This window comes from Constrictibacter sp. MBR-5 (assembly GCF_040549485.1).
Taxonomy (GTDB): Bacteria; Pseudomonadota; Alphaproteobacteria; order JAJUGE01; family JAJUGE01; genus Constrictibacter.
In genome coordinates, this window is sequence record NZ_JBEPTK010000004.1 from 337,803 (window position 1) to 356,159 (window position 18,357).

Here is an 18,357-nt window from a genome sequence, read left to right on the forward strand (position 1 = left end):
AAACCACAGATGGCCGGACCACTTCTTCTCGCGATCGACCAGGGTACGACCAGCACGCGGTCGATCGTCTTCGACGCGGACGGACACGCTCTCGCAACGGCCCAGGAAGAACTGACGCAGCACTACCCCCACCCGGGCTGGGTCGAACACGATCCGGAGGAGATCTGGCGGACTGTGGAACGCACCGCCCGTGCCGCGGCCGAAAAGGCTGGCGCCGACAGAATCGTCGCCATCGGCCTGACCAACCAGCGCGAGACCGCCGTGGTCTGGGACCGCGATACGGGCGAGGCCGTCCACCCCGCCATCGTCTGGCAGGACCGCCGCGGCGCCGACCGCTGCCGCGAACTGGTGGCGGAGGGAATCGAGCCGCTGGTGCAGGCCAGGAGCGGCCTCGTCCTCGATTCCTATTTCTCAGCGACCAAGGTCGAATGGATCCTGCGCAACGTTCCCGGCGCGGCCGAACGCGCCGGCCGCGGCGACCTCGCGTTCGGAACCGTCGACAGCTTCCTCCTCTGGCGCCTGACCGGCGGGCGGCACGTCACCGACGAAACCAACGCCGCCCGCACCCTGCTCTACGATATCGAGGTGCACGGTTGGGACGAGGACCTGCTGCGCATTTTCGGCATCCCCCGTGCCATGCTTCCTGAAGTGCTCGACAGTGCCGCTGACTTCGGCAGCACAGCCACTGCGCTGCTCGGCCGTCCGCTGCCGATCTGCGGGGTCGCGGGCGATCAGCAGGCGGCCACCGTCGGGCAGGCCTGTTTCACCCTGGGCAGCATCAAGAGCACCTATGGCACCGGCTGCTTCCTCGTCCTCAACACGGGCGACAAGCTGATCCGGTCCAGCCATCGCCTGCTGACGACACCCGCGTACCGGCTGGGCGGGCGCACGACCTACGCGCTCGAAGGCAGCATCTTCAACGCCGGCACGACCGTGAAATGGCTGCGTGACGAGTTGCGCCTGATCCGCGATGCCGCCGAGACGGAGGCGATGGCCGCCAGCGTGGCCGATACCGGCGGCGTCTATGTCGTCCCGGCGTTCACCGGGCTCGGCGCGCCCCACTGGGACGCCGACGCTCGCGGCGCGATCCTGGGGCTGACCCGCGATGCGGGCGCCGCCGCGATCGCGCGCGCCAGCCTGGAGGCGGTGGCCTACCAGACCCGCGACCTGATCGACGCAATGGTCGCCGACGGCGTCTCACATCCGGCCTTGATCCGCGTCGACGGCGGCATGGCGGGCAACGGATGGCTGCTGCAGTTCCTGGCCGACATGCTGGAGGCGCGGGTCGAGCGCCCGATGGTAACCGAGACGACCGCCCTCGGTGCCGCCTGCCTCGCCGGACTGCATGCCGGCGTCTACGGCTCTCTGGACGACATCGCGTCGCGCTGGCGCCGCGACCGGGGCTTCGAGCCCGCTATGTCCGCGATTCGGCGCGACGGGCATCTCGCCGGCTGGCACGCGGCGGTCGGCCGGGTCCGGAGCCGCTGACGCCGCCGGACCGGCGCGACCGGACGCTAGAAGTTGCCGGGGTAGGCTCCGCCGTCGAGCAGGATATTCTGCCCGGTCATGAAGCCGGCATGCACGCTGCAGATGAAGGCGCAGGTCTTGCCGAACTCCTCGGTCGTGCCGAAGCGCTTCGCCGGGTTCGCCAGCCGCCGCTGCTCGTAGAGTTCGTCGTAGCTCTTGCCGGTCTGCTTGGACGCGAACTCGAAATTGCCGCGCAGACGGTCCGTCTCGAACGGGCCGGGCAGGATGCCGTTCATCGTCACGTTCCGGTCGACGAACTCGCGGCAGATGGTCGCCGTGAAACCGGTGAGCGCCAGCCGGGCCGCTGTCGACAGCCCCAGGCCGGCATAGGGGATCTTCACCGTGCCGGAGGTGATGTTGACGATGCGGCCGAACTTTCGCTCCGCCATGCCGTCGACGACGGCCGTGATCACCTCGACATGGGACAGCAACTGCGCCTCGAGCGCCGCGAGCCAGCGCTCGCGCGTGTCGGTCCGGAAGTTGCCGGGCGGTGGGCCGCCCGCGTTCGTCACCAGGATGTCCGGATTCGGACAGGCGGCGAGGATCGCCTTGCGCCCCTCGGGGGTGGTGACGTCGGCCACGACCGGGGTAACGGTGACGCCCGTCGCCTTGGCGATCTCCTCGGCGGTCGCAATCAGTTCGCTCTCGGTGCGCGCGTTGATGACGAGGTCGACGCCCTCCTCGGCCAACGCCAGGGCGCAGCCCTTGCCCAACCCCTTGCTGGCCGCCTCGACGATCGCCTTCTTGCCCTTCAGTCCGAGATCCATCCTGCTCTCCTAGTCTTCGTCCGTGATGCCAGCCTGCATGTTCAGCACGGCGCGCGCCAGGGCCACGGTTACCGGCCGCTGCCCCGCCAGCGATGCCGCGTCGAGTGCTTCCACTGCCCTCTGCGCCGCCGCGAAGGAGCGCTCGATGCGGGCGATCAGATAGTCGAACACGTCCTGGCCGACGCGCACCTGCCTGTCGTCGAACAGCTTGGCGATGATCGCGGCCATCAGCAGGTCGTCGGGCGGCAGCACGGCCACCGACGCGGCGGCAAGCAGCCGCGACCGCAGGTCCGGCAGCGCGATGTTCCAGCGCGCCACCGGCTGCTCGGCCGTCAGCAGCAGGCTCCCGCCCCGCTCGCGCATGATGTTGTAGAGATGCAGCAGCGCCAGTTCGTGCACGCCCAGGTCGGGCCGCTCGATGACGCAATGGATGCGGCCTCCGAGCATCTGAACCGGGTCGGCGCGGCCGAGCGCCGTCGCCGGAACCAGTGCCGCCGACGACCGCGCCTGCCAGACCTGCGCCAGGTGGGTCTTGCCGCAGCCCGGCGGTCCGGTCAGGACCAGCGCCGGCCCCGGCCAGTTCGGCCAGCGGTCGATCCACGCCACGGCCGCGGCGTTGCTGTCGGCGACCAGGAAGTCCTCGGCCGACATCGCGATACGATGCCCGAGGTGAAGTGTCAGTTGCGGGCTCATTCTCCGTCTTCCCGCGCTGCGCGGAGCGGCATCGGATCGTTCGGATCGGCGCCGGGCGTGTCGCCGTAGAGCGGGCTGTGCAGATAACGGTCGATCGCGAAGCGCACCATGACCCCGATCACCGCCGCGACCGGCAGGGCGATCAGCATGCCCAGGAAGCCGAGGAGCGACGCGCCGGCGAACAGCGCGAAGATTACCCAGACCGGGTGAAGCCCGACACGGTCGCCGACTAGGATCGGGGTCAGGACATTCCCCTCGATCGCCTGCCCCGCGACGAAGATCGCGCCGACGATTCCGATGTGGAGCCACGAATCGAACTGGATCAGCGCCAGCCCCAGGCTGGCGACGAGCCCGAAGAGGCTTCCCACATACGGAATGAACGAGATCAGGCCCGAAATGAGCCCCACGGTGAAGCCGAAGTCCAGCCCCGCCAGCGTCAGGCCGATGGCGTAGAACAGGCCGAGCAGAATGCACACGGTCGCCTGCCCGCGCAGGAACCCGGCGAGAGTGTTGTCGACCCTGCGAGCCTGCTCCCGGACGGTGTCCGCATGCTGGCGCGGCAGCAGCCGGTCGATCGCGCCGACGAACGTGTCCCAGTCGCGCAGCATGTAGAAAGCCACGACAGGGGTGACGAACAGCAGCGCCATCAAGTTGAAGAAGGCGAGGCTGCCGCCGACGAGACTCTGGAGCATCCCGGCGAGCCAGCCGAGGGCCGTGCCGGCATAGGCCGTGACGCCCTCGCGCAGCTTCGCCATGTCGTCTGGCGAGAGGCTCGCCTCGACCATATGGGCGAGATTGGCAACCCCCTGCTGAATGCGGGCCGCGTAGTCTGGCAGCTTGGCGACCAGTTCCGCGACCTGGGCCTGCAGCAGCGGCAGCAGCAGCAGCAGCATTCCCACCATGACCAGCAGGAAGGCGATCAGGAGGGTGATCGCGGCAACCGCCCTCGGAACCCCCCACTTCTCCAGCCTGTCGGCCAGCGGATCGAGGAAGTAGCCGAGCGCCAGTCCCGCGACGAACGGCAGCAGGATGCTCTGGAAGACGACCAGAAAGATGATGAGCGCCGCAGCCACGCCGAGCCAGATCTTCACCTGGGTACCGGCGCTGATGTCGCGCTTCATCACTGCTCGTCCTCGATGGCAGTGGCACCGCGTGTCCAGCGCCACAGATAGGCGGCACCCGAGGCGAACGTCGTGGCCGCCACGATCCAGCACATCACCAACGTGACCTCGCGGTCGGGTATGCCGTGGCCGACCATGGCGAGCAGCTGCGCCGCCAGCAGGATCTGCATGAAAGTGTTCAGCTTGCTGATCCACAGGGGCGCGACATGCGGCCGGCTGTCGGACAGCGCATAAGTCAGGAGCACGCCGCCCACGATCAGCATGTCGCGCGACACTACCAGAATGACGAGCCAGGACGGTAGGTAGCCTTGGAAACCCAGCGCCAGGTAGACGCTGACCAGCATGACCTTGTCGGCGATCGGGTCGAGAAAGACGCCGAGCGTGGAGCGCAGGTCGAAACGCTTGGCGATCCAGCCGTCGATCGCATCGGACACGCCGGCCAGCACGAAGAGCCAGAATGCCCACGCCATGTAGCCGGAGACGATGAGCCAGACCAGGAGCGGTACGCTCAGCAGCCTGCTCAGGCTGATCAGATTGGGGAGGTTCAACGACCGGGCGGAAGCCGGGGCGATTGATTCACTGGCAGACTCGCCGCCGCCCCGCTCGGGCTGACGAGCCAGCCTTCCGCCGCAGTCGACACGGCGAAGCCGGCATCGCTGATGGCCGTGCGCAGCAGGTCCGTGTCGCCGGCATAGTGGACGCGAAGCACGGCTTGGCTGCGCGACAGCGACACCAGCTGGTCGCGCGTCACCATGGGCAGTCCGCCGATGGTGGAGCGCACCCTGGAGAGATCGGCCGGTCCCGCGAGCGCCGCGGTCACGAGGATGTCCCGCTCCGGGCCGGAGGGCCGGAAGGGCTTATCGCCCGGCGAGCTCGCCGCCGGCGCCGTGCCCGGCCGCCATTCCTCGCCGATCTTGGCGACCGTGGCCGCCACCGCCTTCTTCGCGAGATCGTCGACGAAGTCGTTCGGGTCACCCGGTACCCGCACGCTCAGCCGTCGTCCGTCGAGCTGCGGCCCGTAGCCGGCTGCAGTCACGTCGAACGAGGGCTGACCCGCGGCAAAATCGACCTGATATCGTCCGAGGACGACGATCAGATTCTCTGCCCCACGGTCGCGGGCGATCCGCATCAGCGCCGTCCGGTCGCCGGCGAGCGCCTGGTCCGCCGTCAGGTTCCGGTCGTCCCCGCTGCCCGGCGGGAGAGACGCCTGGCCGGTCAGGATGTTGGGCTCGGACCGGCTCCAGGCTTGATACCAAGGATTCGACGTCTCCCACAGGATGCGCGAGCCGGACCATTCATAGACGGGGAGGACAAGGATGCGCGTCCCCACGGGCATCGACTCTCCCGACGTCCCGCCAGGACCGCTCGACTGGGCACCATAGCCGCCGGCGCCGACATAGGCCGGATCGGACTGGCGCCCCAGGGCCGCGTTCACGCGGCGCGGATCGAACTGCACGGTCACCTGAGCGGCATAGCGGACCGAGGTGACGCGTTCGTTGGCGATCTCGATCGACTGCGACAGGTCGGCGGGGTTGATGCCGCGCGGACGCGTGGCCCCCATCCGCTCGACCAACAGGTCGAACGCCTTGCTGTACGCCTCGTCGAGCGCCTTCTCGCGTGCCTCGACCGCATTGGCCGCCGTCACCTCGACCGGGACACGCTCGACGAGATACGGATCCTCCGCGGAGGCGGTGTTCGTGGCCAGGATGCACATGGCGATCAGGGCGATGGCGCCCCGGATAGCCTGCGCGAGGCCGCCTCTGCGGCCTGCCTCGGTCATTGCAATGCGCCTCGGATTCGGTATGTTCCGCCGGCCGTCGCCGGAAACTGCACTCTACATACGATAGTCGGTCGGGGGAGGAAAGCATCACACTCCGGACCTACAGAGCAGCGGGCGTCGACATCGACGCGGGCAACGCCTTGGTCGAGCGCATCAAGCCGCTCGCCGCCGCCACCGCCCGCCCCGGCGCCAACGCCGCCCTGGGCGGCTTCGGCGCTTTCTTCGACCTCAAGGCCGCCGGCTTCAAAGACCCCGTACTGGTGTCCACCACCGACGGCGTCGGCACGAAACTGCGCCTCGCCTTCGCTACCGGCAAACACGACACGGTCGGCATCGACCTCGTGGCGATGTGCGTCAACGACCTGGTGGTCCAAGGGGCGGAGCCGCTGCTCTTCCTCGACTATTTCGCCTGCGGCAAGCTGGACGTGGACGTGGCCGCCGACGTGGTGAAGGGCATAGCGGAAGGCTGCCGCATTGCCGGATGCGCCCTGGTCGGCGGCGAGACCGCTGAAATGCCGGGGATGTACACCGACGGCGAATACGACTTGGCCGGTTTTGCCGTCGGCGCCGTGGAGCGCGAGCGCGCGCTGACGGGCACCGCGGCACAAGCCGGCGACGTCGTTCTGGGACTGGCTTCCAGCGGCGTCCATTCGAACGGCTTCTCCCTGGTGCGTCGGGTGGTTTCCGATCTGGGGCTGGACTATTCGGCCCCGGCTCCCTTCGCGAACGACCGCTCCCTCGGCGAGGTCCTTCTGACGCCGACGAAAATCTACGTCGCCGCGGCTCGCGCCGCATTCGCGGCCGGTGGCGTGCGCGCCTTCGCGCATATCACCGGCGGCGGGCTCGTCGAGAATCTGCCGCGTGTCCTGCCCAAGGGCCTTGTCGGCGAACTCGATGCCGGCAGTTGGGATCTCCCGCCGGTGTTCCGTTGGCTGATGCAGTCGGGCGAGGTGGCGCCGGAGGAGATGGCGCGCGCCTTCAACTGCGGGCTTGGCATGCTCGCCGTCGTGGCACCAGATCGGGTCGACGACGTCATCGCCGCCTTCGCGCAGGCCGGCGAAACGGCGCATCGCGTCGGCCGTGTCGGCGCGGGTGCCGGCGACGCCGCACCGGTCGTCCGGATCGAGGGGCTGGACCGTTGGCGCGACGGCTGAAGCTCGGCGTTCTGATCTCGGGGCGCGGCTCCAACCTCCAGGCATTGATCGACGCCGCTGCGGCGGGTGACTGGCCGGCGGAGATCGCGCTGGTCGTCTCGAACAAAGCCGACGCCGCCGGTCTCGCGCGTGCCGAGGCGGCGGGCATCCCGACCTGCGTCCTCAGTCACCGCGGCCACCCCGACCGCGCGTCGTTCGACGCGACGATGACGGCGGCGCTCGTCGCGGCCGGCGTCGATCTGGTCTGCCTCGCCGGCTTCATGCGCCTGCTGAGCCCCGAGTTCGTCGAGGCTTGGCACGACCGGCTCATCAACATCCACCCCTCGCTGCTGCCGTCCTTCCGGGGCCTGCATGCACATGAACAGGCGTTGGAAGCGGGCGTGCGCTTCACCGGCTGCACGGTGCACTTCGTCCGTGCCGAGATGGACGATGGCCCGATCATCGTGCAGGCGGCGGTCCCGGTCCTTCAGGACGACACGGCCGAGACGCTCGCCGCGCGCGTGCTCCAGGCTGAGCACCGCTGTTATCCGCAGGCGGTTCGCTGGATCGCCGAGGGACGCGTAAGGATCAGCGGCGCAAGGGCTCTGGTGGCCGATGCGCCGGCCAATGAGGACTTTCTGGTCAGCCCAGGCTGACGGAGCCGCCGGTTAGGGGCGGATCTCGATGGGCGTCCCCATGTCGACAAAGGCCCAGATCTCGTCCATCTCGCGGTTGGTCACCGCGATGCAGCCGTTTGTCCAGTCCCAGAGCCGGTGATCCGGCCCCAGGTCACGGATTTCCGGCGCCAGCCCGTGGATCATGATCAGTCCACCCGGATCGACCCCGCGACCACGCGCCAAGGCGCGGTCGTCCGCGTTCGGGTAGGAGACGTGGATCGACTTGTAGAAGCGGCTGCCCGGGTTCCGGCGGTCGAGGACATACTGCCCCTCCGGGGTCCTGTTGTCGCCCTGACGCTCCTTGTGGCCGGTCGGCTGCGCGCCGAGAGCCACCTTGTACGTCCGGAACGGCTCGCCGTCGTGGATGAGATGCAACTCGCGCTTCGACTTGACCACGAGCACGCTCTCCGCCTTGCGCGGCGTCGCCTTCGGCGGCGACGGCGGCACGAGCACCGGCGCGGCCACGGGAGCGGGCGGCGGCGATAGGGGCGCCGGCCCGGGGTCGATGGCCGGCGCGCACCCCGCGGCGATCAGGACGAGGCCGAGAAGGAGCGTCCTGATCACGCGCGGCCCGAACTACTTGCGGAGCGAACGCGAGAACATGCGGTTGGCGCGCTCGTTGGCCTCGTCCGCCCGCGCCGCGGCCTGGGCGGCCGCCTGGGCCGACTGCTCCGCGGATTGCGCGGCACGCTGTGCGATGGCCCGCGCCTCGGACGCCTCACGCCGTGCGGCGGCGGCTTCGGCCTGGGCCGACTGCGCGGCGGCGCGGGTGTCGGACACCATCTTCTTGTCCTCGTCCCCCAGGCCGGCACAACCGGCGAGGAGTGCGATCGCGGCCATTGGCCCCATGACTCGCGTAACAATTCGGCGATTGGCGATCATCAGATTCGATCCGTCCTTCAAGTTGTGTCGCTCCGCGCGACGACTTCGGCGCGCCGGAGTGTGCCGATGGCCCGTGACCGGCGCAAGGCTCTTGCCGGGTCGCCCCGACGACGTCCGACGGACCTACAGTCGCTTCAGATCGAGCGATCGGTCCGGCCCGATCCAGACCTGCCCCAAACGCCTGTCGAGTTCCGCAGTTCCCGCCGCCTGTCCCTGCTGCCGCAAGGCTTCGCGGAGGCCGTAGAGCACCCAGCTGTTGTTCGGGGACTGCACCAGCGCCCCACGAAACGCCGCTTCCGCCGCCTTCGCGTCGCCGGACTCCAGCAGAACCGCGCCGAGCGACTGGCGGACCGGGTAGTACCAGAAGGGCGGCTCCATGTAGGCGATGCCGTCCTGGAGGGCGACCGCCTGGGCGAGCGCATCTCGGGCCGTGGCCAAGTCCCCCTGCGCGCGGGCCGCTCGTGCGGTCACGACCAAGCGCGCAATCCCAAGGACCGCGCCTGTCGGAAGCCCGCCGGCCTCGAGTTCCGCCAGAGGACCCTTGTGGCGGCTCTCGATCGCTGCGATCGCGTCAGCCTGTCGCAGGGCGCCGGCCACGTCTCCTGACGACGACAGCGCGATCCCCTGCGCATAGTACCAAGCCGCCTGGACGAACGGAAACCCGTCGCCGGGATCGGGCACCGCCATGATCACCTCTGGCGGACTATATTGCGCATGCGCGAAGTACGGCGCCTGCTTGACTGCCTGCATCCACGGCACCGCCCGCACGATCGCATCGTCGAGCGTGCCTGCGAGCTTTTCCGCCGCGGCCACCGCGGTGGCGCCGTCGCCGCCCATCTGCGCGGACGTCATGAGGAAATGAATGTTGTGCGGGTAGTAGGCGCCCGGATAGAGGCCTTGCGGCGACGATCCGGCGATGTAGGCCTCATCCGCCGCGACCGCCTTGCGGTTCGCATCGAGAGAGTCCGCAAACCTGCCGATCCGATAGTAGATGTGCGACGGCATGTGGACCAGGTGTCCCGCAGCCGGCACCAGCGTACGCAGGGCGTCGGCGAAACGCTCCGCCCGCTCCGGCCGATCTGACGCCTCCACCAGATGGATGTAGAAGTGAATGGCCGCCGGATGCCGCGGATTGTCGCGAAGCACCCGCTCGACGCTCGCCACCGCGTCCGCGATCCGGCCCTTCGCCGCAACCCCATCCTTCTCCCAGTAGTCCCAGGGCTGGAGATCCATCAACGCTTCGGCGTAGAGGACGGCGATCTCGGCATCCGCCGGGAAGCGGGCCGCCGCCGCCGCCAGGGCGTCGGCATAAGCGCGATCCAGCGGGCGCCGATCGGCGGCGGCGGGCGCATAACGCTTCGCCATCGCGGCGATCAGTGCCTGCTCGTGCGGTGTGGCCTTGTCCGCCAGCGCGAGCGCGCGCTGCGCAGCGGCGTAGGCGGGCGCGATCGCCTCCGGTGCCATGGGTGCATTGATGTTGGGGCCGAGCACGTACGCCTCGCCCCAGAAGCACATCGCGCACGCCGGATCCAGTTTCTGGGCGTGCCTGAAGGCCCGTGCGGCCTCCGCGTGGTTGAACCCGTAAGCAAGGTTCAGGCCCTGGTCGAAGAAGCGCTGGGCCTCTTCGCTCGACGTAGTGACGGGGTAGCCGTGATCGCCGAGGCCGTCCATGAGCGACGGGGGCGACAGGTCCGGTCGCAGGAACCAGAGCCGCTCGGCCGCGCGGGCGGGTTCGACCGCGAAAGGCTTCGTCTCGGTCGGCGCAGCAGCCAGACAGATCGCTTTCGCCCCCAATGGCGGCGGCGGAACCGCGAAGGATGCAGGATCTCCCGCCGTGTTCCACGACGCGCTTGTCCCGGAAAGCGCAATCGTGCACAGGGCAACGGCAGTACCGATTGTTGCAGGACGCATGGTGGAACCTCCGCTTCATATTGACGGACGGATCGACACTCTCATGCCCGAAGGCATGCGCCTGCAGTCAGGGTCACACCCGATGCGTGATTCCGCAAGAGAATCCGGTCGCGTCGATCGGCGAAGGATCGTGCTCTCTCCCCCAAGCGCGCGGACGACCATTGTTGGGCCCCTGCATGGACGCCTTCGGCGGGCACGACTAAGCTTTGTCGCGGTCGAGCTGTCCGAGGAGTTGACGACATGAGCGGAAAGGTCACGGATGATCTGCTCCAGCAGATCAACGACCCGTTCAACAGCCGCGACGTCGACAGGATCATGAGTTTCTTCATCGGCGACTGCACCTTCCGCACGGCGCGCGGCCCGGAGCGCGACGAGCGGCGGGTAGATGGCAAGGGCGACGCCGGCGAGGTGCTCAACCACCGCGGCTACGACCGCTACGAGTTCCGCAAGATCCCGACCAAGGACACCTACTGGAAGCGGATCACGAGCTGACCTGCCCCACGGCGCAAAATCGCGCCGCGCACTACAATGAAGACTTTCGACAAGGAAACCCCGAATGCCCCTGACCATGCCCGCCATCAGCCTCGCCGCCGTGCCCGGACGCCGCAAGGCCACCCTGGAAACGGCCGGCGAGATGGAGCGCCGCGGCTTCGCCGGCATCTACTGCCCGAGCGGCTTCGGCGGCATGGCGCTGACCGAGGCGCTCGCCTTCGCGACGAAGACGATCCCTTTCGGTACGGCCATCGCGCCGATCTATACCCGGCCGCCCGAAGACTACGCCCAGACGGTGGCCTTCACCCACGAAGTCTCCGACGGACGCTTCCGCTTCGGCATCGGCATCAGCCATGCACCGAGCCTGGCGCGCATGGGCCTGCAGGCCGGCAAGCCGCTCGCCGACACGCGCGCCTTCGTCGAGCGGCTGCGCAAGGTGGAGCGCATCGGCAAGCTGCCGCCGGTGATCCTCGCCGCCATGCGCAAGAAGATGATCGCGCTGGCCGGCGAGGTCGGCGACGGCATGGTGTTCGCCAACGGCGCGCGCTCGCACATGGCGGAATCGCTCGCAGCGTTGCCGGAGGCGAAGCGCAGCGACCCCGACTTCTTCATCGGCTGCATGATCCCGACCTGCATCTCGGACGACGTCGAGGCGGCCAAGGCCGTGAACCGCCGGACGCTCACCAGCTACGCCCACCTGCCGAACTATCGCGCCTACTGGAAGGAGGCGGGCTATGTCGAGGAGATGGAGGGCGTGGAGAAGGCCATCGCGGAAGGACGCACCGACGACGTGGCCAAGCATCTCAGCGACCGCTGGCTGGCCGACGTCACCATGTTCGGACCGGCCGCCAAGGTGCGCGACGAACTGGCGAAGTGGTACGACGCCGGCATCCGCACGCCGATCATCGTCCCCTCCTCGGCCGCGGGAAACCAGATGAAGGCGATCCAGGAATCCTTCGACACGTTCACCGGCTGAGGGAGACGCGCATGGCCGTCGGTGTCGGGCTCGGCCTCGCCGATTTTCCCTTCTCGGACGAGAGGGCCTTCTGGCGCTGGGTCGACCTCTGCGAGGAGGGCGGCGTCGATTCGCTGTGGCAGACGGACCGCCTCGTCTCGACGGTCCCGCACCTGGAATGCATGAGCGTCATGGCGGCGCTGGCGGGCCGTACGCGCCGCATCAAGTTCGGCATGAACGTCGCCTCCGCCGGGCTGCGCGAGCCCGTCCTGCTCGCCAAGCAGTGCGCCACCATCGACTATCTCAGCGGCGGACGGCTGCTGCCGGCATTCGGCGTCGGCAGCCCGATCGCACCCGATTGGGGTGCGATGGGCCTGACGTCCCAGGGCTCGGGCGCCGTCGCCGACGAAGCGCTCGACATCATCGCCGGCCTCTGGCGCGAGCAGAGCTTCAGCTACGCGGGCAAGCATTTCACGATCAAGGACGCGAGCATCGCGCCGCGCCCGCGGCAGAAGGACCTGCCGATGTGGATCGGCGGCTCCAGCAAGGTCGCGATCCGGCGCACGGCCCGAATCGGCACCGGCTGGCAGGCCGGATCCGAACTTCCCGAAGAAGTGGCCCCCGTCGTCGCCGCAATCCGCGAGGAGGCCGCCGCACGCGGCCGGCGCATCGACGACGACCATTACGGCACCGGCTTCCACTTCCGCTTCGGCGGCTGGGACGATGGAGATCTGCCGAAACGCATGGGCGCCTTCGCCAAACGCACGAAGCGCGATCCCCGCAGGCACTTCGCCGTGGGCGACGCCGGCGCCATCCTCACGCGCATCGAAGAGTATGTCGCCGCCGGAATATCGAAGTTCGTGCTCCGCCCGACAGGCACGGGCGACGCCGAAATGATCGAGCAGACGAAACGCCTGATCGCCGAGGTGATCCCCGAGATCGAACGGATCAACGCCCGACAGAAGGTGCTGTAGGAGCGGACCCGCTCCTACAGCCGTACGCGAGCTACTTCGCCGCCGTCACCATGATCTCGACCAGGATCTCCGGCCGTGCCAGCTGCGCGTTGACGCAGGCGCGCACCGGCGGGTTCTCGGGATCGACCCAGGCGTTCCAGACCGAATTCATGTCGGCGAACTTCGACATGTCGGTCAGCCAGAGCTGCGCGGTCAGGAGCTTCGACTTCGAAGTGCCGCAGCGCTCCAGGTAGCCGTCGATGGCGTCGAGGATCTGCTGAGTCTGGCCCTTCACGTCCTGGGTGGTGTCCTTGGCCGTCAGGCCGCAGAGATAGACCATGTCGCCGTTGACGACGGCGCGGCTCATGCGCGGGCCGGGACCGGTGGTGATGTCGAAACGCTGGATCGTCACTGTCTAGCCTCCATCGGATGGGCGTCGGGCGACGCCCCTCTGTCGCTGCCCCTTGCCTCCCCGGCGCCGACCCTGCATGAAGGCGGGCGCGGAATTCGGCGGGAGCGGGGATCATGGCCTACTGGCTCTTCAAGAGCGAGCCCGAGACCTATTCGTGGGACGACATGGTGCGCGAAGGCGTCGGCGGATGGGACGGCGTGCGCAACCATCAGGCCCAGAACAACATGAAGGCCATGAAGGTCGGCGACCGCGGCTTCTTTTACCACTCGGTCGGCGAGAAGGCGATCGTCGGGGTCGTCGAGGTGGCGGAGACGCACCAGCCCGACCCGACCGACGACAGCGGCAAATGGGGCATGGTGAAGGTCCGCGCCCTCCATCCGGTGAAGACCCCGGTCACCCTCGCCGACATCAAGGCCGACCCCGACTTCGCCGACCTGCCGCTCGTCCGGCAGTCGCGCCTGTCGGTGTCGCCGGTGCCGCCGGAGGCGTGGAAGAAGATCTGCAAAATGGCCGGCGTGAAACCGTGAGGACGCAGTCTCAAAAGAGACGGACGTGAGCGGCAGGATCGTCTGCGCGCTGGCGGACATCCCGGACCGCGATGCGCGCACCTTCCTGCTCGACGGGCCGGGCGGCCCGCGCAAGGCGGTGATCGTGCGCCGCGACGACGCCGTCTTCGGCTACCTGAACCGCTGCCCGCACGAGGGCATCCCGCTCGACTGGGGAACGGTGTCGCGCCTGGTCGACCGCGGCTGCCGCCACCTCATCTGCCACGCGCACAGCGCCTATTTCGAAATCGAGGACGGCTTCTGCGTCGAAGGGCCCTGCGCCGGCGACAGCCTGGAAGCGCTGCCGGTCAGCGTCGAAGCCGGCAACGTCGTACTGGCCGGCGACAGCTAGCCGCCGGCCTCGCAAGGGTGCGGAACGCTCAGGCGCGCCGCAATGCGGCGAAGCGCCCGCGGGCCAGGGCGCCCAGACCGACGCCGGCCGCATGCAGCAGCGCGGTGGCGAGGGCGAAGCCGGTCGCATATTCGAGGAAGCTGCCGCCCGCCGTCATCTCGGCACCATGGGCGAAGCCGTGCAGGACGGCGAAGGCCGCGACGATCGGCGCCACCGCCGGCAGCGGGATGCGCGGGGCGGCGAGTGCCAGCACCGACATGATCGCGACGGACGCCAGGATGCCCTCTTCGGCATAGGCGACGGGCACGCCGTAGGCGCCCAGCATCCCGCCGACCAGCATGAAGGCGACGAAGAGCGCCGGCAGCAGCCAGGCGCGCGCGGTGGCCCTGATCGCATAGACACCCACCGCCAGCATGACCAGCAGATGGTCGATCCCGGTGAAAGGATGTGCGAAGCCCGCCGCGAGCGAATGCGTGTGTGCGCCGTCGCCGGTATGGGCCGATGCGGCACCGGAAACGAGCGCGACGGCGATGCCGGCAGCCAAACCCTTGAACATACTCGATAACCCCCATGTGACGGCGCAGGCGTTCATCGCCTCGCGATCCGTCGTCCGTGCATTTTCGGTACCACTTAGCAGATCGCGCGCCTACGGTGCACCGGTCTAGGAAGGGGTGCGACAATGCTCGCGGCGGAACCGCTGCAGACCTGGATGGACCGGCAGTTCGCGCTGTCCGCACGACGGATGGCGGCGTGCGTTTCGGCCACCGGCCTGGTCAAGCATCGTCCCGGCTTCGGCATGACGGTGGTGCCGGCGCCGGGCTCGGTCGTCGCCTCGCCGGTGCTCGCCGACTACGACCCGGACCCCGACTATTTCTTCCACTGGATCAGGGACTCGGCCCTGGTCATGGATGCGGCCGTCCGGCTCGCCGCGGCCGGGGACGAAACGGCCGATTGGGCTGGTCACATCCGCGACCATGTCCGGTTCAGCCTCGGCCTCGCGGGTCTGCGCGGACGCGATGTCTTGGAGCACGGCGGCCCGCGCGCCAGGGCGAGGCCCGACTTCCTGCAGTTCGTCCGTCCCGACGAGGAATTGGTACGCGTCGAAGGCGACCGCATTCCCGGCGAGGTCCGTTTCGCTCCGGACGGCACCCTCGACACCATCCGCTGGGGCCGGCCGCAGCACGATGGCCCGGCCCTGCGCGCCCTGACCCTGATGCGCGCCGACGCGGCCGGGTTCGGCTGCGACGGGCTCGAGGCGCTGCTGCGCGCCGACCTGGACTATACCGCCGACAATGCCGGCGCCGCCTGCATCGACCTGTGGGAGGACGTGACCGGCCGGCACTACCACACGCAGATCGTCCAGTTCGCGGCACTTCGGCGCGGTGCCACCCGGATCGCGGCCTCGGATCCGGCGGCGGCCATGCGGCGGCGCTCGGCCGCCGCAGTAATTCCCCCCTCGCTGGAGGCGTGCTGGAGCGAGACGGCCCGATGCTATCTGAGCCGCGAGGCGGCCGATCCGGCGGGCCCGTCCCAGCCCGACATCGCGGTCGTTCTCGGCGTGCTCCACGCGGCCCTGGAGGGCGGCCGGCACAGCGTGCTGGACGAGCGCGTAACCGCGACCCTCGCCGAGCTCGCGCGGCGATTCGCCGCCGACTATGCCATCAACGCCGACCGGCCGGAGGGTCACGCGCCGGCACTCGGCCGCTTCCGCGGCGACCGTTACTACAGCGGCGGCGCCTACCATTTCGCCACGCTGGCCGCGGCGGAATTCCACTACCGCCGCAGCCGGGCCGCCCGGTCGGCCGAGGATGCCCGATCCGAGTGCGCCGCCGGGGACGCCTACATGTCGACCGTCCGGCGGTTTGCCCGCGAAGACGGCGCGCTGGCCGAGCAGTTCGACCAGCGCACCGGCGAACCGTCCTCGGCCAAGGATCTCGGCTGGAGCCATGCCGCCTTCGTCACGGCCCATCAGGCCCGACGGGCCGCGGCATCTCGCGGATAGACCGTGTCGGAAGGTGAAACGCACGGCGCTCAAAAAGATCAATCACCGAGGCAGCGGAATCCTCGAGCCTGCTGCCGGGCTCGAAGCCCACTGAATTCAGGACCATGGAGACATCGTCGCCTGCGACTTCCTGCAGCCCCTCGGACAGTTCCTCCTCCAGCCAGTTCAGATCGTACGTGCAGGCGGCATTGTCTCCCGTTCGGCGGTAATCGAAGAACGCGTGCGGGGCTAGGACGGTCATCTCTATCGCGTGCGCCGACATGACATCGCGATCCGAATATCCGAAGCCGCACCGAGAGCGCCGGGACATCAGGTAGATCAAGCCATATCCCAGTGCTTCGAACAGCGCATACAGCGGGTTGTCGCTTCCGATCTTCAGTTCGATGAAACGATAGTGCCCGTCTTTCGGATGATGGACGAGATCGATGGCGCGACGTTTGTCGCTTGCTGATCCATGGATGCCGCTGGCCGTCGACATCTGGCAGAACCAAGCTCCAGACGCGCGCGCCGCGATGGTCCGCTCCAGCGCCACTTCAGGGCTGCGCGTCACGAATGGCGGCACTTCACGCCGAAGGTTCCAATTGTTTGTCGTTCGGGTTACCGGCCTTTCCGGCCAGTGGCGCTTCACAGAGGCGAGGAGTGAACGCACCGCGGCGCGTCCGTCGAAATCTTTCGGTCTCAGTCCGCTCACGCGCATGCAAACGGAACGATGCCTAGGGTTCGCGCCATCCAGGATCGCCGCTACGGCTGGCCAGTATTCGGTCAATACGGACGGCACGACCTGCACCTCCCAATGCATCGAAATCGCATGCTACGCGCGCGCCTCGCCGCGCGTCAGTTGTCGCATCGCCCACTGCTTCCGGCGCGGCGCGGTCGGAACTTCGGAATTGGTTTGCGGGCACCGGCCGTACCTCTACTCTGAGCGATACGAATCGGATCGCACGGCGAGGTGAGCATGACGGACCTGATCCTGCGCGGCGGACGGGTGATCGATCCCGGCCGGGGTGTCGACATGATAGCCGATGTCTCGTTCAGCGACGGCAAGGTCGAGGCCATCGGTCCGGGCCTCTCCGTCAAGCCGAGCACCGTCGTCCAGGACGTGTCGGGAAAGATCGTCACTCCGGGCCTGATCGACCTGCACGCTCACGTCTACTGGGGCGGCACCTCGCTCGGCGTCGACCCCGGTGCGGTCGCGGCCGCGAGCGGCACGACGACGCTGGTCGACGCCGGCAGCGCCGGCCCCGGCAACTTCCACGGCTTCCGCCGCTTCATCATCGAGCCGGCGCCGGTCCGCGTGGTCGCCTACCTGAACCTTTCCTATGCCGGCATCTATGCGTTCAGCCGCACCGTCATGGTCGGCGAGGCCCAGGATCTGCGCCTCTTCGACCTCAACGAGTGCGTCCGCGTGGCGGAAGCCAACCGCGACCTCGTCGTCGGCATCAAGGTTCGCGTCGGCCGCGTGGCGAGCGGCAGCATGGGCGCGGCTCCCTTCGAGCTGGCCCTGGAGGTCGCGGAGCAGGTGGGCCTGCCGCTGATGGCGCATCTCGACCATCCGCCGCCGACCCGGCACGACGTCCTGCCGCGCCTGCGCACCGGTGACGTGCTCACGCACTGCTTCCGTCCCTTCCCGGGCGGTCCCGCCCTGCCCCGCGGCGGCGTGCGCCCGGAGGTGCTCGAGGCACGCGCCCGCGGCGTGATCTTCGACGTCGGCCACGGCGGCGGGTCCTTCGGCTTCGCCTCCGCGCGCGCGATGCTCGATGCCGGCTTCCTGCCCGACACGATCAGCAGCGACGTGCACGTCCTCAGCATCGTGGGGCTGGCGCCGCACGTGCTCGACACGATGTCGAAGTTCGTCTGCCTGGGCATGGACCTGGGCGACGTAATTCGCTGTGCCACGGTGGCACCGGCCCAGGCGATCAACCGGCCGGAACTCGGCGTATTGGCACCGGGCGGCCCCGGCGATGCGACGGTGATCGACATCGAAGACGGCGACTTCGTCTATCGCGACGCGATCGGCGAGCGACTCGACGGCAGCAAGCGGCTGGCCTGCCGCGGCATGGTCGTCGGCGGCGCATGGCGCGAAGCGGTGCCGCTCCCGGACCTGTCCGGGCCGCCCGAGACCTGGTTCTGACCCATCGGCAGGCTTGCAGTGCGG

Annotated in this window: 21 protein-coding genes; 10 read left to right on the plus strand and 11 right to left on the minus strand. The window is 68.8% G+C overall.

Going from position 1 to position 18,357, the window contains the following annotated elements:
* The first annotated feature begins 9 nt into the window (after positions 1 to 9).
* Positions 10 to 1,488, plus strand: coding sequence for a glycerol kinase GlpK (glpK, locus tag ABIE65_RS11655; RefSeq protein ID WP_354077865.1), 1,479 nt, complete (start codon positions 10 to 12; stop codon positions 1,486 to 1,488).
* Between the two features lie 26 nt (positions 1,489 to 1,514).
* On the opposite strand, the gene ABIE65_RS11660 is transcribed toward glpK, so the two are convergent.
* The 5 genes from ABIE65_RS11660 to ABIE65_RS11680 are packed head-to-tail and all read right to left on the minus strand — an operon-like array spanning position 1,515 to position 5,888.
* Positions 1,515 to 2,294 (minus strand): SDR family oxidoreductase, encoded by a 780-nt coding sequence (locus tag ABIE65_RS11660; RefSeq protein ID WP_354077866.1) that lies wholly within the window; start codon positions 2,292 to 2,294, stop codon positions 1,515 to 1,517.
* Positions 2,295 to 2,303: 9 nt separating this feature from the next.
* On the minus strand, positions 2,304 to 2,987 hold the full coding sequence (locus ABIE65_RS11665) for an HdaA/DnaA family protein (RefSeq protein ID WP_354077867.1): 684 nt from the start codon (positions 2,985 to 2,987) through the stop codon (positions 2,304 to 2,306).
* A complete protein-coding gene (locus ABIE65_RS11670) occupies positions 2,984 to 4,108 on the minus strand; it encodes an AI-2E family transporter (RefSeq protein WP_354077868.1) in 1,125 nt (374 codons plus the stop codon). The genes ABIE65_RS11665 and ABIE65_RS11670 overlap by 4 nt, the downstream gene beginning before the upstream one ends.
* Entirely contained in the window at positions 4,108 to 4,656 is a 549-nt protein-coding gene (locus ABIE65_RS11675; protein WP_354077869.1) for a CDP-alcohol phosphatidyltransferase family protein, read from the minus strand. The genes ABIE65_RS11670 and ABIE65_RS11675 overlap by 1 nt, the downstream gene beginning before the upstream one ends.
* Positions 4,653 to 5,888, minus strand: a complete 1,236-nt coding sequence (locus ABIE65_RS11680; RefSeq protein WP_354077870.1) for a hypothetical protein — start codon at positions 5,886 to 5,888, stop codon at positions 4,653 to 4,655. Before ABIE65_RS11680 ends, ABIE65_RS11675 begins: the two co-directional genes overlap by 4 nt.
* Positions 5,889 to 5,935: 47 nt before the next feature.
* Here ABIE65_RS11680 and purM point away from each other — a divergent pair, with 47 nt between their 5' ends.
* Complete coding sequence (purM, locus tag ABIE65_RS11685; RefSeq protein ID WP_354078009.1) at positions 5,936 to 7,042, plus strand: phosphoribosylformylglycinamidine cyclo-ligase; 1,107 nt, start codon at positions 5,936 to 5,938, stop codon at positions 7,040 to 7,042.
* A complete protein-coding gene (purN, locus tag ABIE65_RS11690; RefSeq protein WP_354077871.1) occupies positions 7,027 to 7,677 on the plus strand; it encodes a phosphoribosylglycinamide formyltransferase in 651 nt (216 codons plus the stop codon). Before purM ends, purN begins: the two co-directional genes overlap by 16 nt.
* A 12-nt stretch (positions 7,678 to 7,689) precedes the next feature.
* On the opposite strand, the gene ABIE65_RS11695 is transcribed toward purN, so the two are convergent.
* The 3 genes from ABIE65_RS11695 to ABIE65_RS11705 form a co-directional block, all read right to left on the minus strand.
* The gene (locus ABIE65_RS11695; RefSeq protein ID WP_354077872.1) at positions 7,690 to 8,262 is read right to left on the minus strand and encodes a L,D-transpeptidase family protein; all 573 of its coding nucleotides are present in this window, start codon (positions 8,260 to 8,262) and stop codon (positions 7,690 to 7,692) included.
* A gap of 12 nt (positions 8,263 to 8,274) precedes the next feature.
* Positions 8,275 to 8,580, minus strand: coding sequence for an Lpp/OprI family alanine-zipper lipoprotein (locus tag ABIE65_RS11700; protein WP_354077874.1), 306 nt, complete (start codon positions 8,578 to 8,580; stop codon positions 8,275 to 8,277).
* Between the two features lie 123 nt (positions 8,581 to 8,703).
* Positions 8,704 to 10,491 carry a tetratricopeptide repeat protein gene (locus ABIE65_RS11705; RefSeq protein ID WP_354077875.1) on the minus strand — a complete coding sequence of 596 codons (1,788 nt, stop codon included), beginning with the start codon at positions 10,489 to 10,491 and terminating at the stop codon, positions 8,704 to 8,706.
* Between the two features lie 240 nt (positions 10,492 to 10,731).
* Here ABIE65_RS11705 and ABIE65_RS11710 point away from each other — a divergent pair, with 240 nt between their 5' ends.
* The 3 genes from ABIE65_RS11710 (at position 10,732) to ABIE65_RS11720 (ending at position 12,912) form a co-directional block, all read left to right on the plus strand.
* A complete protein-coding gene (locus ABIE65_RS11710; RefSeq protein ID WP_354077876.1) occupies positions 10,732 to 10,983 on the plus strand; it encodes a hypothetical protein in 252 nt (83 codons plus the stop codon).
* Positions 10,984 to 11,047: 64 nt separating this feature from the next.
* Positions 11,048 to 11,959, plus strand: coding sequence for an LLM class flavin-dependent oxidoreductase (locus tag ABIE65_RS11715; RefSeq protein WP_354077877.1), 912 nt, complete (start codon positions 11,048 to 11,050; stop codon positions 11,957 to 11,959).
* A gap of 11 nt (positions 11,960 to 11,970) precedes the next feature.
* Positions 11,971 to 12,912: an LLM class flavin-dependent oxidoreductase gene (locus ABIE65_RS11720; protein ID WP_354077878.1), complete on the plus strand. Its 942-nt coding sequence runs from the start codon at positions 11,971 to 11,973 to the stop codon at positions 12,910 to 12,912.
* A 31-nt stretch (positions 12,913 to 12,943) separates the two neighbouring features.
* Here the strand turns inward: ABIE65_RS11720 and ABIE65_RS11725 are convergent, their stop codons facing one another.
* On the minus strand, positions 12,944 to 13,303 hold the full coding sequence (locus ABIE65_RS11725; protein WP_354077879.1) for a RidA family protein: 360 nt from the start codon (positions 13,301 to 13,303) through the stop codon (positions 12,944 to 12,946).
* 113 nt (positions 13,304 to 13,416) lie between these two features.
* Here ABIE65_RS11725 and ABIE65_RS11730 point away from each other — a divergent pair, with 113 nt between their 5' ends.
* The gene (locus ABIE65_RS11730; protein ID WP_354077880.1) at positions 13,417 to 13,830 is read left to right on the plus strand and encodes an EVE domain-containing protein; all 414 of its coding nucleotides are present in this window, start codon (positions 13,417 to 13,419) and stop codon (positions 13,828 to 13,830) included.
* 25 nt (positions 13,831 to 13,855) lie between these two features.
* Positions 13,856 to 14,200, plus strand: a complete 345-nt coding sequence (locus ABIE65_RS11735) for a Rieske (2Fe-2S) protein (protein ID WP_354077882.1) — start codon at positions 13,856 to 13,858, stop codon at positions 14,198 to 14,200.
* Positions 14,201 to 14,228: 28 nt separating this feature from the next.
* Here ABIE65_RS11735 and ABIE65_RS11740 read toward each other — a convergent pair whose 3' ends face one another.
* The gene (locus tag ABIE65_RS11740; RefSeq protein WP_354077884.1) at positions 14,229 to 14,756 is read right to left on the minus strand and encodes a HupE/UreJ family protein; all 528 of its coding nucleotides are present in this window, start codon (positions 14,754 to 14,756) and stop codon (positions 14,229 to 14,231) included.
* Positions 14,757 to 14,879: 123 nt separating this feature from the next.
* Here ABIE65_RS11740 and ABIE65_RS11745 point away from each other — a divergent pair, with 123 nt between their 5' ends.
* Complete coding sequence (locus tag ABIE65_RS11745) at positions 14,880 to 16,202, plus strand: glycoside hydrolase family 15 protein (protein ID WP_354077885.1); 1,323 nt, start codon at positions 14,880 to 14,882, stop codon at positions 16,200 to 16,202.
* On the opposite strand, the gene ABIE65_RS11750 is transcribed toward ABIE65_RS11745, so the two are convergent.
* The gene (locus ABIE65_RS11750; RefSeq protein ID WP_354077886.1) at positions 16,159 to 17,001 is read right to left on the minus strand and encodes a hypothetical protein; all 843 of its coding nucleotides are present in this window, start codon (positions 16,999 to 17,001) and stop codon (positions 16,159 to 16,161) included. The two genes, ABIE65_RS11745 and ABIE65_RS11750, sit on opposite strands and share 44 nt — an antisense overlap.
* A gap of 156 nt (positions 17,002 to 17,157) precedes the next feature.
* Between ABIE65_RS11750 and ABIE65_RS11755 the strand changes: the two genes are divergently transcribed.
* Positions 17,158 to 18,333: an amidohydrolase/deacetylase family metallohydrolase gene (locus ABIE65_RS11755; RefSeq protein WP_354077888.1), complete on the plus strand. Its 1,176-nt coding sequence runs from the start codon at positions 17,158 to 17,160 to the stop codon at positions 18,331 to 18,333.
* Positions 18,334 to 18,357: the final 24 nt, after the last annotated feature.